Annotated in this window: 11 protein-coding genes; 3 read left to right on the top strand and 8 right to left on the bottom strand. The window is 64.0% G+C overall.

Annotation, left to right across the window (positions count from 1 at the left end; translation table 11 throughout):
- Positions 1-51: 51 nt before the first annotated feature.
- The gene (locus BLV07_RS25695; protein ID WP_091891394.1) at positions 52-273 is read right to left on the bottom strand and encodes a dodecin; all 222 of its coding nucleotides are present in this window, start codon (positions 271-273) and stop codon (positions 52-54) included.
- 109 nt (positions 274-382) lie between these two features.
- Positions 383-1,639 carry a glycosyltransferase family 87 protein gene (locus BLV07_RS25690; protein ID WP_091891299.1) on the bottom strand — a complete coding sequence of 419 codons (1,257 nt, stop codon included), beginning with the start codon at positions 1,637-1,639 and terminating at the stop codon, positions 383-385.
- Positions 1,640-1,943: 304 nt separating this feature from the next.
- Between BLV07_RS25690 and BLV07_RS25685 the strand changes: the two genes are divergently transcribed.
- On the top strand, positions 1,944-3,557 hold the full coding sequence (locus BLV07_RS25685) for a DUF8728 domain-containing protein (RefSeq protein WP_244551209.1): 1,614 nt from the start codon (positions 1,944-1,946) through the stop codon (positions 3,555-3,557).
- A gap of 28 nt (positions 3,558-3,585) precedes the next feature.
- Here BLV07_RS25685 and BLV07_RS25680 read toward each other — a convergent pair whose 3' ends face one another.
- The 5 genes from BLV07_RS25680 to BLV07_RS25660 form a co-directional block, all read right to left on the bottom strand.
- Positions 3,586-4,143, bottom strand: coding sequence for an HNH endonuclease (locus BLV07_RS25680; protein WP_018646514.1), 558 nt, complete (start codon positions 4,141-4,143; stop codon positions 3,586-3,588).
- 211 nt (positions 4,144-4,354) lie between these two features.
- Positions 4,355-5,332: a peptidyl-alpha-hydroxyglycine alpha-amidating lyase family protein gene (locus tag BLV07_RS47735; protein ID WP_091891296.1), complete on the bottom strand. Its 978-nt coding sequence runs from the start codon at positions 5,330-5,332 to the stop codon at positions 4,355-4,357.
- A gap of 169 nt (positions 5,333-5,501) precedes the next feature.
- Positions 5,502-7,277 carry a flavin-containing monooxygenase gene (locus BLV07_RS25670; protein WP_143035490.1) on the bottom strand — a complete coding sequence of 592 codons (1,776 nt, stop codon included), beginning with the start codon at positions 7,275-7,277 and terminating at the stop codon, positions 5,502-5,504.
- A gap of 135 nt (positions 7,278-7,412) precedes the next feature.
- A complete protein-coding gene (locus BLV07_RS25665) occupies positions 7,413-8,498 on the bottom strand; it encodes a DUF2855 family protein (RefSeq protein WP_091891293.1) in 1,086 nt (361 codons plus the stop codon).
- Entirely contained in the window at positions 8,495-9,235 is a 741-nt protein-coding gene (locus tag BLV07_RS25660; protein WP_091891289.1) for a DNA-3-methyladenine glycosylase family protein, read from the bottom strand. The genes BLV07_RS25665 and BLV07_RS25660 overlap by 4 nt, the downstream gene beginning before the upstream one ends.
- 179 nt (positions 9,236-9,414) lie before the next feature.
- Here BLV07_RS25660 and gluQRS point away from each other — a divergent pair, with 179 nt between their 5' ends.
- Both gluQRS and BLV07_RS25650 read left to right on the top strand, forming a co-directional pair.
- Positions 9,415-10,284, top strand: a complete 870-nt coding sequence (gluQRS, locus tag BLV07_RS25655; RefSeq protein ID WP_091891286.1) for a tRNA glutamyl-Q(34) synthetase GluQRS — start codon at positions 9,415-9,417, stop codon at positions 10,282-10,284.
- A 90-nt stretch (positions 10,285-10,374) separates the two neighbouring features.
- Positions 10,375-11,643, top strand: coding sequence for an ATP-binding protein (locus BLV07_RS25650; RefSeq protein WP_091891284.1), 1,269 nt, complete (start codon positions 10,375-10,377; stop codon positions 11,641-11,643).
- Here BLV07_RS25650 and BLV07_RS25645 read toward each other — a convergent pair.
- Positions 11,570-12,463, bottom strand: coding sequence for a YihY/virulence factor BrkB family protein (locus BLV07_RS25645; RefSeq protein ID WP_091891281.1), 894 nt, complete (start codon positions 12,461-12,463; stop codon positions 11,570-11,572). The genes BLV07_RS25650 and BLV07_RS25645 overlap by 74 nt on opposite strands.
- Between the last annotated feature and the right edge of the window lie 32 nt (positions 12,464-12,495).

Genomic DNA, 12,495 nt, shown 5'->3' with positions numbered 1-12,495 from the left:
GCGGTTGTTAACCACCGCGCCGCAGGGCGAACTTCGTCCGCGTTCGCTGCGTCATCCCTCCAGCGTGAAGCCGACGCGCAGCGTCACTTGATAGTGACGGACGGTGCCGTTCTCGATGTGACCCCGTGTCTGCACCACCTCGAACCATTTCATCTCGCGAATGGTCTTGGCAGCGCGGCCGATCGCGTTCTTGATCGCATCCTCGATCGACGTCTCGGATGATCCGACCAGTTCCAGGATCTTGTAGACGTGATCATGTTCGGCTGTGGGCATGATGAGCCTCCTCGGTTGCGCCGCGGCACGCGGCGCAGCGTGCGCTCTCATCTGAACGAGCGCCGGCCGATCCGGTTCCGTCCTTCGCATTTGCAGTGGGCTGGAGGCCTTACTCGGTGGCTTGCGCGGTTCGCGGCAGCGCGGGCGACGGCTGCATCCCGCGCAACAGCAGTCGCAGCAGCAGAACCAGCAGTGCCATCAGCGCGAAGCCGCCGATGGCGGGTGCGAAATGCTGATCGGGATCGGCCTTCTGCCCGAACTGCACCGCCAGCCGCCCCGATTGCAACAATCCATAGGCCCCAGCGAGCAGGACCAGCCCGTAAATCGCGCTGCGCTCGCGCTGGCTCGCCAGCTTGGCGAGCTCGGGCAGTATCAGGGCCAGACCGATTCCGAGCATCGGCAGATCGTAGTCATAGGCATAGGGACTGATCATCACCGACACCATCACGGTGACGCCGAGGGCGAACTTCGACGATGCGTTGCGCACCGGGCCGAGAAGGACGGCGAGCAAGGCTGCTCCCGCGACGGCCGCCTGCCCCCAGAAGGCAATGCTCGCCGGCAGGCCGGCCTTGTACAATGCGGCGTAGGCCGAGATCATCCGGAACAGCGGGTAGAAGCCCTGCTCGAGAAAGCTCGCCGATTCCCTGATCGCGCCAAGCCAGGCTGTCCAGATCTGCCAGCCGAACAGGAGCGTGCAGAGCAGCGAGCTCACCAGAACGACGGTCGCAGCCGTTCCGAGCGCAATCCAGCGCCGCGTCATCAGCAGATAGAGGCCGGCGGCAATCGCAAGGTGCGGCTTGATCACCATGGCCCCGAGGGCAAAGCCGGCGAGCCACTGCCGCCGTTCCACGTTGAGGCATACGAGCCCGATCAGCGCGCCGGTGAGGAATCCGTTCTGCCCGCAGCCGATGGTGATCGCCAGCGCCGGAAACAGGATCACGAGCACTTGTGCGAAGTTCCTGCCGGCTATCGCGCGGAGCGTCACGAGATAGAGCGCGAGTGTTGCGGTGGTGAAAAGGAGGTAGCCGACGCCGACCGGCAGGAAGGCGAACGGCGCGACCAGGAGGTCGTATTGTGGCGGATAGGTCCAGGGCATGAAGCCGGTGGCGCCGCCGGCGGCCTCCATCTGCATCTTCAGCAGCGCCTCGAAATGATAGACCTGGTCGAGATCGCCGCGCCAGACGTGCAGCGCGACGATGTGAAAGGCATCGAAGTCGGCGAGCTCGCGATCCGTCCAACCGCCCCAGCGTGCGAACCAGAAAGTCTTGAAGAGGACGATCGCCGCCAGAGCCACCAGCACGAAGCGAACATAGGCCGCCCGCTTCGACGGCGAGGACTGAACCGCTTCGAGCGTCTCGGCAAACATGAGCGACGACCTTAGACCTGACCGACCGGCGGCTGGGCAGGCGAGCGCGCGGATCCCGCCCAAACTGCCATTGGAGCCTTAAGGGACGGTAACGAACCGGAAACGATTCCGGGTTCGTGCTGGATTGCGGCCGAGGCGGAAATCTGCGGGTAAGCCGAAGCAGCCGGTCACCGTGGTTAACAATGAACTGACGCAATCGATCAGAATCGAAGACGCGGAAAATCCAGGATTAAGCCCTTGTGCCGTATGGTCATAACTGACGGCGGGGTCCTCGCGCAGGCCGCGCTTTGACTGGGGGAGTCGTGTGACGGTCATCGTTGGTGATTTCGGTCGCCTGAAAGAGGCGCGTGGGTCGTCGCCTGCGGGCCTGGGCGCTGTGTGGAGAAGCCCTTCAACGATCGCCGTACTGCTTTGGCTGTCGCTATTTGCGGCGGCGATCATCGTCAGCGTGGTTCTCTGCGACTTCAGGCTCGTATTCACGCTGGACGACGCCTACATCCATCTTGCGGTTGCGGATCAAATTCTCTCAGGTGGCTACGGCATCAACGCTGGGGAATATTCGTCGCCCAGTTCGTCGGTCCTTTGGCCATATATTCTGGCATTGACCGAGGCGATGCATCTCGGCGTTTTCGGTCCGCTGCTGATCAATGCTGCCGCGGCGTGTGCGACAATTTTTGCCCTGCTGCGCCTGTTCGAAACGAGTCGGCTGTTCGATGCGGGTCCACTTACCTGCGTGATCGTCCCGCTTCTCGTTTTCAACACGAGTGCCGTCGCGCTACCCATGACCGGCATGGAGCACAGCGTTCACGTTTGGGCATCCGTCGTGACCTTTGCTGGCCTTGCCGCGGCGGCGCGCAAATCCGCGCCAACCTCGCTGCATTTTCTCGCTCTGGTGCTTCTTCCCTTGATCCGCTTCGAAGGGGCAGCATTCGCCTGTGCCGCGACTGCCGGCTTCGCGATGCTTGGTTACAGACGCTTTGCCGCCGGCGCGGCATTTGTCATGATCATCAGCCTGTTGGGCTATTGCGCGCTGATGTCGTCGCGTGGCCTGCCGCTTCTGCCGAGTTCGGTGCTGTTGAAGGGGTATCTCGCCAACCTCGATGAGACCGCAGGCTCATTTTCGGCGATTATCAACAACGTGCTGCGGAGCTTGACGAACGTCTATGGTCTGCGGCTGATCATGCTCGGGCTTGCAGTTGCGATCTGCGCGAACTGGCTGCGCACAGATCGCGAGGCACTGATTGTCCTTCTGAGCGTCATAGCTGCCATCAGTGCGCATCTAGTCTTTGGCCAATACGGCTGGCTCAACCGGTATGAGGTCTACATCATGGCGCTTGCGACGGCTGCCCTACTATGGGCTGCCGGGCAGGTGAGGCCGCATCTCTCGGCGTTGCGGTGGTCGATTGCGAAGGTCGCCCTGGCCTTCGGGCTTGGCACTGCGGCCATGCCGTACGTGACCTCCGCGATAGTCTCGCCGATCGCCGCAAGCGATATCTACGAGCAGCAATATCAATTGGCTCGCTTTGCCCGTTCGTTCTACAGGCATGCGGTCGGGGTCAACGATTTGGGTCTGGTCGCCTACGGCAATACCGATTACGTGCTCGATCTCTGGGGCCTTGGTTCGGAGGACGTGCGCAAGGCGAGGATCGCGGGAGAGTACGGGCCGCCCGAGATGGCGGCTCTCGCGAGCAAGCATGGGGTCGGCCTGGCGATGATCTATGACGCCTGGTTTCCGAAGGGGGTACCTGCGGACTGGACAAAGGTCGCCGTTCTCGAGACAAAGACCGTGACCCTGTCACAAAGAAACGTCGCACTCTATCGAACGCCACTGGGCAACGAGGCGGAAGTGACCTCAGCGCTTCGTGCATTCAGCACGACGCTTCCGCCGCGGGACACGCTGCACATCATTGCGCCGTAGCGCGTGCGAGCCGGGGGAACGCGCGCCCTTACGGATCCAGCTCGGTATCCCAGTAAAGATAGTCCAGCCAGCTGTCGTGCAGATAGTTCGGCGGAAACAGGCGGCCGTTGCGGTGGAGCTGGTGCACGGTCGGCGCGAACGCGCTCTGGCGCGGAAACATTTTTGCTTGCGCCGGCGTGAGATTGCCTTTGCGCAGATTACAGGGCGAGCACGCCGCGACCACGTTCTCCCAAGTGGTCTGGCCGCCTTTGCTGCGCGGGATGATGTGATCGAAGGTGAGGTCTTCGGGCGAGCCGCAATATTGGCAATTGAAGCGGTCGCGGAGGAAGACGTTGAAACGGGTGAAGGCGGGATGGGTGGTCGGCTTGACGAAGGATTTGAGCGAAACCACGCTCGGCAGTTGCATCTCTAACGTCGGACTTCGAACCGCCTGGTCGTAATGCGCGACGATGTTGACGCGGTCGAGGAACACCGCCTTGATCGCGTCCTGCCACGACCACAGAGACAGTGGGTAGTAACTCAGCGGCCGGAAGTCCGCATTCAGCACCAACACCGGCCAACTGCCTTGCGAGACATGTGCGTTCAAGTAACGCTCCCGGCCTCCAATATACGCTGCGAAGCAGCATGTACTGACATACTACATGCAGCGTGACGGGATTGTGAAGCCCGTTGAGCGACTTATTCAGTCGCGAGCAATGCGGCGGCGGGGTGGCAAAAGCGCCCAAAAAGCCGCGATTCCGGGGGGCCATGCGGCAGGCCCGGAACCGCCTTCACGGTGCGTTGCGGCCCTGCCTTGGCTACTCCCGCACCCGCTCCAGCTTCTGCAGGCACCGAGTCGTGCGCACCGCGGCCGGCATCTCCTCGTCCGGAAAGCTGGTCTTCCAGTCGGTGACGCCGACCTCGCCGACATAGATGTCGCCCTTCGAATCCAGCGCGATGCCGTGGGGCGCCAGGAACTTGCCGCTGGCGACGCCCGGACCTTCTTCGCCGCCGAGCCGGGCAATACGCTTGCCCTTGTCATCTACGATCGACAGCCGCGGACCGAGATTAGGCACCTTGCGGTTGACGGCCATGCCGGGGCCGAACTCGCCGATCACGAAGGTCGGGCTCTTAGCCGCGCCGCAGCAGCACAGCGCGCAGGGGCGGTGCAGGTTGTTCCACTGCGTCTCGTATTTGCCCTCACCGTTGAACACCTGCACCCGATGGTTCTCGCGGTCGGCGACGTAAACCCAGCCGTCGGCGTCGGTGGCAATATTGTGCACGATGTTGAACTGCCCGGGGTCGGTGCCGGGCTCGCCCCAGCTCTTGAGCAGCCTGCCGTCGGGCGTGAACTTGTGCACGCGCGCATTGCCATAGCCGTCGGAGACGTAGATCTCGCCCTTCGGCGACAGCGCGGTGTGGGTGCAGCGATGGAAAGGATCGCCGCTCATGAATGGCGCCGGCTTCTCGGGGATGCCGATCGTCAGCAGCACCTTGCCACCAGTGGTGCACTTGCGCACCGTGTGGTCGCCGTCATCAGTGCAATAGAGATTGTCGTCCGCGTCGATATGCAGGCCATGCGCGCGCGAGAACAGGCCTTCGCCAAAACTGCGCAGGAAATTGCCCTGGCGGTCCAGCACCACCATCGGATGGGCACCGCGGTTGAAGACGTAGATCTGGTCCTTGCTGTCGACCGCGACCGAGGCGACGTCGGTGAGCTGCCAGCCGTCCGGCAGTTTTGCGAAGTTGTCGACGACGCGGTAGCGGTGCTCACCGGTGCCGAGAATGGCTGGCATTGGTCAGTCTCCTTTTTCGTAGCGGCGATGCGCGATCGTCTCCACACCGTCATTGCGAGCCAACGGGTCCGCGCGAAGCGCGGCCCGATGACAGGCTCCGCGAAGCAATCCAGACTGTCTCTGCGGAAAGATTCTGGATTGCTTCGCTGCGCTCGCAACGACGAGAGGCTTAAGCTGTGCTCACCTCACGTCCCAAAATCCCTTCCTCGATCGCCTTGATCTGCAGCGCGAGATATTTCGAGTTGATCCGGCACTGCGCGAGGCTGCCGGCGATGAACCAGAGACCCGGCTGTTTCGTGCGGGCGTACATGTTGCGCAGCTCGAAGCCGTCGCCAAAGCCCCAGACCGGACCGACGCGGTCGGCGATGGCGTCGCCAAACAATTTCCGCACCAGGTATTCCTGCGGCTTGTAGCCGGTGGAGAGTACGATGAGATCGGCCGGAATGATCGAGCCGTCCTTCATCCGCGCGCCCTCGGTGACGAAGCTCTCGATGTCGGAAAACTGCTTCAGCTTGATCGCGCCCTCGATGATCAGGTTGGAGCAGCCGACGTTGAAATAATAGCCGCCGCCGCGGGTGAGATATTTGAATTGCCAGCCGGTGCTGGCCTCGCCGAAGTCCAGCTTGAAGCCGACCCGCTGCAGGCCGTCGAGCAGCTCCTTGTCGAGCTCCTTCGACTGCTCCGTCAGCATTACATGGGTCTTCCTCGCGAGCGGTGTCGGCATCGAGGCCGCGATCAGATCATTGTCCTCGAGCGTGCCCTCATTGTAGGTCGCGTAGGCGAGCTGTGCCGAGGGCTCGATATTGGTGACGAGCGTCGGCGAACGCTGCACCAGCGTCACCTCGGCGCCGCTGGAGTAAAGGTCCTGCGCTATGTCGTGGCCGCTATTGCCGGTGCCGATCACGATGGCGCGCTTTCCCGTCCAGTTCTCGCCGTCCTCATAGCGGCTGGAATGCAGCAGCGTGCCCTTGAAATCGGCGAGGGTCGGAATATCAGGCATGTTGGCGATGCCGCTCACGCCGGTCGCCATCACGACATGGCGTGGATGCATGGTCCGCTTGCTGCCGTCGGCGCGCCGCAGCGTCACGGTCCAGTGCCCCTTCGCCTCGTCATAGACGCCGCCCTCGAATTCGGTGCCGGTCCAGAAGTTGAGCTCCATGGCCTCGACGTAAGACTCGAACCAGTTGGCGAGCTTGTCCTTGGGGATATAGGTCGGCCAGCTCGGCGGAAACGGCATGTAGGGCAGATGATTGACCTGCACTTGGTTGTGCAAGGTCAGGGCATGGTAGCGCTTGCGCCAGTTGTCGCCGATCCTCATCGCGCGATCGGCGATCAACGTGTCGACATTCAACTGCTTCAACCGCGCCGCAATGGAGAGCCCGGCCTGGCCGCCGCCGACCACCAGCACAGCCGGGTCGCGATCGGCGTAGTCACGTGCGGCGTTGCGCTGGTCGAGCCAGTTCGGCCCGCGAAAATCGCGCGAATAGGCCTGACCACGCGGCCGCGACGTGCCGAGCTGCTCCTCGAACCCCCTGAGTTCGTCGAGCGCGGTGAGCAGTGTCCACGCCTTCAGGCGGTCGCCATCGGCAGTATCGGGAACGAGCCGCACGATGCCGCTGCCACGTCCGATCGCGGTCTCGAAATTGAAGATCGCCTCGATAGTGCTGGTGCCGGCGCGCGTGACCCAACGTGGCGGCGCGCGGTTCTGCGCGATTTCGAAGTTGGTCGGCGCCGCTTCGCCCGCGAGCATCGCCAACGCCTGTGCGATCTCATCTCGTACGGCAAGCGTTTGCAGGTTCCAGCTCAGCGCCAGCACATCGCGCCAAAAGCTGTCGGCGAGGAACAGGCTGCTCAGCGCGTGGGGCTCGGGCTCGCCCAGCATGCGCTCGAACGCGTCGAACCAGGCTTGCGCGGAGACAGAAATATCCTTCGTCCTGTCCAGCATGCGCGACCTCGTGGCCGTCTTCGCGGCGTTTCCTCGCGAGCATGATCTGCAAAAGTGTGCAGCGGTTTTCCGAAGAGATCATGCTCCAATCATGGAGATCGAGGCTATACTGGAATAGCCTATGTCAAAAGCGCTTTACCCAAGCAGCGAAAGCATGTGGCCCTGCTCAGGCGGAATGCGGCCCCTCAGCGTATTGAGATAAATGCGCCGCACCGCCTCCGGCCCGCGGCTCTCGACCACGTCCAAGCACGTCTCCAGCAACGGCGCGAAGCCGGACCATGCCGCGCCAAAACGCTGCTCGATGCCGCCTGGGCCCCAATCCTTGGCACGCTTGCGGATGTGGTCGGGCGCGAAGAACCAGCGTGGCTTTGCGCCGGGCAGCGTGCCTTCGTCGGGATCAGTGGCGCGGTGCGTCAAGCCGACGCGCACCGAGCTTTTCATCTGGTCGTGGAAATGGTGATGCAGTTCGGCCCGCAACGCGCTGCTGCCGGCCATGTCGACGAAAGCAACCGGCGCATCCGTCGGCAGCTCGCTGACGCGATCATAGGTGACGACCTCGTCGTAGCAGGGCAGCGAGCCGACGAAGCCGGCATTGCCCGCCGAGGTCAGCCCGATCACCTTGCGGCCGCGCGCATGCAGGAGATGGGCGAGCCCGAACGCGGTCTTGCTGGAGGCGCTGGAGAGCAGCACACAGCGCGCGCCAAAGTCGTCGTTCTCCGCGAGGAAGTCGTCGACCAGGAACGACAGCATGAACAGCGGCCGCAGCAGCGCCTGAAGATCGCCCTGATGTCCGGCAAAGGCGGGGTCGCCGGTGACGCGGGAATAGAGGTTGTAGACGGGCGAGACCTGCTTGCGATGCTCGGCGCCGTCACGAAGCGCGCGCTTGCTGACGTCGGCCGCCTCGATGACGAGATGCGTCGCCATCGGGAAATAGCCGAACAACCGCTCGTCCACAGTGACGCCGGGATGTTTCGAGGCGATCACCTCGCCAAAACCCCACACCGGGATGTTGCCAAAATCCTGTGGTGCCGGAAATATCTGCCAGTATTTCAGCGCATCACCCATCACCGCATAGGTGATGTTGTTGGCGGTGAATGCGAAGCGCTCGACCTTCACCAGCAGCGCATCCGCCGGCAGTGCGGCTGCATCTGGAACCACGGTTTCGATCAGCTTGTACTGCTCGAGATCGTTGCGCGCGACGACGAAATCGGTCGATGTCATGGTGAAGGCCTCGGCTTTTTCCGTGCGGCCATCTTCTCTTTCACCCGTGAGGGCTTTGCAACAGCAACATTGTTTGAAACGGTGTTCGCCTCGCCGGCGATGATGCCCTCGCGTTTCTTCACCGCACGATAGTAGCTCCACCACAGATGCGCCGCCGCGCCGCGCAGCGGACGCCAGGGCTCGGCGAGCGGTGCCATCTGCTTCTCCGTCGGCCGCGTCTTCAGGCCGAGACCAATCTTGATCCCCTCCTGCACGGCGAGGTCGCCGGCCGGCCAGGCGTCGCCATGGCCCAGGCAAAACAGCAGATAGACGTCGGCAGTCCAGGGGCCGATGCCGGGCAGCGAGATCAACGTGTGATGCGCGGCGTCGGCATCCTCTTCGGCGAGCACCTCGAGGTTCAGCCGTTGCGCCGTGATCTCGCGCGCAAGGTGCTTCAGCGTCTTGATCTTGGCGGCGGACAGGCCGAGCCGCCCCAGCCGGTCGGTGCGGGCGCGGCGGACCGCCTCATGGTCGAACGGATCGAAGGCGGCGGCCAGCCGCCCCCAGATCGCCGCCGCGCTCGCCGTCGAGAGCTGCTGCCCACACACGATATGGGCAAGCCCCGCAAAACCCGGCTCGCGCCGCCGCAAGGCGGGCATGCCGGCGATTTCCAGCACGGGCTTGAGGCGCGGATCGCGCTTGATCAGCGCATGGACGGCCTCTTCGAGATCGGACTGGGATTCGAGGTGGATGGTCATTGCTTGCTCAACTCGTCATGCACGGGCTTGCAGTCTCTGCTAAAGCTGCGCTGGCCCAATACCGTAAAGCCCGCCGAAGCCTTCGGCGTAGGCGGGACCCGCGCATCCATCTCCTGACGAGAGTCCTGGAAGATGGATTGCCGGGTCAAGCCCGGCAATGACGAATACACCGAGAACTCATGCCACCCGTTTTCCGATTTGCCCCAAGCCCGAACGGCTTCCTGCATCTCGGCCACGCCTATTCCGCGCTGCTGAACTTCGAACGTGCACGCGAGACCGGCGGGCGGCTGTTGCTGCGGATCGAGGACATCGACGCGACGCGCTGTCGGCCGGACTATGAGACGGCGATCTACGAGGATCTCGCCTGGCTCGGAATCTCCTGGGAGACACCGGCGCGGCGACAGTCCGAGCATCTTGCCGACTATCGCGCCGCGCTGGAAAAGCTCTCTGCGCTCGGTCTCGTCTATCCGGCCTTTGAAAGCCGCGCCGAGATCGCAAGGCTTATAGCCGCGCGCGAGGTGGATGGGCCGTGGCCGCGCGATCCCGACGGCGCGCCACTTTATCCCGGCGACGCCAAGTCGCTGTCGGCCGGCGAGCGCGAGCGGCTGATGACATCCGGCGCGCCTTATGCGCTGCGGCTCGATATGGCGGCGGCCCGTCGGCGCGTCGCCGGCCTGAATTGGAACGAACTCGGCGCGGGGCCGGATGGCGAGCGCGGCATCGTGTCGGCGCGACCGGAAGCCTGGGGCGACGTGATCCTGGCCCGCAAGGAGACGCCGACCAGCTATCATCTGTCCGTGGTGGTCGACGACGCCCTCCAGGGCGTCAGCGAGATCGTGCGGGGCCAGGACCTGTTTCATGCCACATCGGTACACCGCCTGCTGCAGGTCCTGCTTGGCTTGCCGGAACCGGCTTATCGCCACCATGCTCTGATCCGCGACGGCGAGGGGCGGAAGCTGTCGAAATCGACCCGCTCGACCGGCCTGCGGGAATTGCGCGCCGCCGGCGCCACGCCGGTCGGCATCCGTCGATCGGTGGGATTAGGTTAAGTTTCTCTGGGGGTTAGCCAAACGCCGCCGTGACTCCCGGTGTTCCGCCGTGCCATGCTTGCTCGAGAGCCCGGGGTTCGAAGGGGATCTATGGCGGCGAAAACGCGCCCAATGCGCACCACGCGAACGTCCAGGCGACCGCCTCGGAAGCGGTCCGGGGCGGCCGGCCGGTTGCGTAAGCGCAGCACCAAGGCGGTCGCGCCTGATGTGGTCCAGGCCGCGCTCGCCGCCTTTGCCCATGAGGTCCGCACCCCCCTGACCGGTATTCTCGCGATCAGCGACCTGCTCGCGACCTCCGATCTCGGTGAGCGGGAGCGGCGCTGGGCCGACACTATCAAGGCCGGCGCCGAACATCTGGCGAGCCTTGCGACGCTGTTTGTGGACGCTGCCCGGACAGGTAAGGGGGGAAGCACGCTGCGGCAGGACCTATTCGACCTAAAGACGCTTGCCCGCAGCGCCGGCGATTCGCTGGCCGGCCGCGCCGCGGCCAAGGGTCTTCAGGCCCAGGTCGACATTTCCGAGAAGTTGCCGGGGTTGGTGGTGGGCGATCCCGTCCGCCTGCGCGCTGCGCTCGAGAACCTGATCGACAATGCCGTGAAATTCACCGATCGGGGCGGCGTGGCGCTTGCGGTGGCGCCCTGGCGTCCCGCCAAGGACGAGCGCAAAGGCAAAGCCAAGGATAAGGGCAGGGTCGGCATCGCCTTCGCGGTATCCGACAGCGGCATCGGCCTTACCATGGCCGAAATCAAGCGGCTGTTCCGCCCGTTCACCCAGGCCAATGTCACCATTGCCTCGCGCTTCGGCGGCGCCGGTCTGGGGCTATCCTCGGTGAAGCAGCTGGCGCGCGCAATGGGCGGCGACATCACGGTCGCTCCGCGCCGCGGCGGCGGCGCCACGTTCACGCTGACGGTGTCGCTGGATGCGGCGGGATCGGGCAAATCGCGCAAAGGAAAGAACGGTAGCGAGCCTGAGGCGGTGACCGCCCTCCGCGTGCTCAGCGTCGAGGACAATCCGTTCGGGCGCGTGGTGCTCAACACCATTTTGACCGAGCTCGGCCATCATGCCGAGTTCATCGGTCGCGGCGAGGATGCGGTCGGTCGGCTGGCGCAAGGAGGGTTCGACGCGGTGCTGATGGATATGGTGCTGCCGGGCATCGACGGCGTCGAGGCCATCAGGCGAATCCGCACGCTGCCGACGCCGCTGGCTCAGATCCCCATCATCGGCGTTTCCGGTCGCGGCGAGGACGAGGCGGCCTCGCGCGAGGCCGGTGCCGACGCCTTCCTGGTCAAGCCTGTGTCTCCGCGGGCTTTAGCGACTGCGCTGCTTGAAGCGACACGCCGTGAGGCAGCCGCGACTTGATGATCGCGGCATTGAGCTCGCCGCCGTACACGAAAATCGCGGCGATGAAATACAGAAACACCAGCGCGATGATGACCGAGGCGAGCCCCGCATACATCGTCACGTAATTGTTGGCGAAGCGCGCCAAGTATTGCCCGAACACGACGCCGGAGACCAGCGACGCCACCACCGTGAAAACGATGCCCGGCATGATCTGGAGGAAGCTGCGCCGTCCCGCCGGCAGCCAGGCATGCAGGATGAACAGCGCCACCACCAGCGCGCTGATGGTGATGCCGTACCGCACCCAGGTGAGGATGCTCTCGTTGGACTCGACGAACAGCGGGATATGGCGTCGCGCCGCTTCGATCAGGAGCGGGCCGAGCACGATCAGGAACGCCATGGCAAGCGCAGTGAAAGCTGCGATCAACGTGTAGGCAATCGATTCCAGCCGCAGCCAGTACCACCGCCGCATCTCCACCACGGCATAGGCGCGGTTGAGCGCGACGCGGAGCGCCTCGACGCCGTTGGAGGCGAAATAGACCGACAGCGCCGCGCCGATGGTCAGAACGCCGGTGCGGGTCGTGGTCAGCACGTCGTGGACCTCGCCGGAGATCGAATCTGCGACCTGCTTGGGCCAGATCTGGAGCATCAGGCTGGCGGCCTGGTCGGCCAGTTCCTTGGAGCCGAAGAAGCCGGCAAGCGAGGTTAGCACGATCAGGAACGGGAACAGCGCCATCAGCGTCGACAGGGCGATGTGGCTCGCGATCGCCCAGCCGTCGTCAGCGAGGAACGTGTAGAACGCGTCCATCACGACGACGTAGATGTAGCGGATCGCTTTCATGCGCGACCTGTATTGGCTGTCGACTCTCTCCT

It is taken from the genome of Bradyrhizobium sp. Rc2d (genome assembly GCF_900099855.1).
Classification (GTDB): Bacteria; Pseudomonadota; Alphaproteobacteria; order Rhizobiales; family Xanthobacteraceae; genus Bradyrhizobium.
This window is presented reverse-complemented; position numbering and strand designations above follow the sequence as displayed.

Excerpts from the sequence above, each read along its gene's own strand:
- BLV07_RS25695 (WP_091891394.1), bottom strand. The coding sequence starts at position 273 with ATGCCCACAGCCGAACATGATCACGTCTACAAGATCCTGGAACTGGTC.
- BLV07_RS25690 (WP_091891299.1), bottom strand. The coding sequence starts at position 1,639 with ATGTTTGCCGAGACGCTCGAAGCGGTTCAGTCCTCGCCGTCGAAGCGG.
- BLV07_RS47735 (WP_091891296.1), bottom strand. The coding sequence starts at position 5,332 with ATGCCAGCCATTCTCGGCACCGGTGAGCACCGCTACCGCGTCGTCGAC.
- BLV07_RS25670 (WP_143035490.1), bottom strand. The coding sequence starts at position 7,277 with ATGCTGGACAGGACGAAGGATATTTCTGTCTCCGCGCAAGCCTGGTTC.
- BLV07_RS25665 (WP_091891293.1), bottom strand. The coding sequence starts at position 8,498 with ATGACATCGACCGATTTCGTCGTCGCGCGCAACGATCTCGAGCAGTAC.
- BLV07_RS25660 (WP_091891289.1), bottom strand. The coding sequence starts at position 9,235 with ATGACCATCCACCTCGAATCCCAGTCCGATCTCGAAGAGGCCGTCCAT.
- gluQRS (WP_091891286.1), top strand. The coding sequence starts at position 9,415 with ATGCCACCCGTTTTCCGATTTGCCCCAAGCCCGAACGGCTTCCTGCAT.
- BLV07_RS25650 (WP_091891284.1), top strand. The coding sequence starts at position 10,375 with ATGGCGGCGAAAACGCGCCCAATGCGCACCACGCGAACGTCCAGGCGA.
- BLV07_RS25645 (WP_091891281.1), bottom strand. The coding sequence starts at position 12,463 with ATGAAAGCGATCCGCTACATCTACGTCGTCGTGATGGACGCGTTCTAC.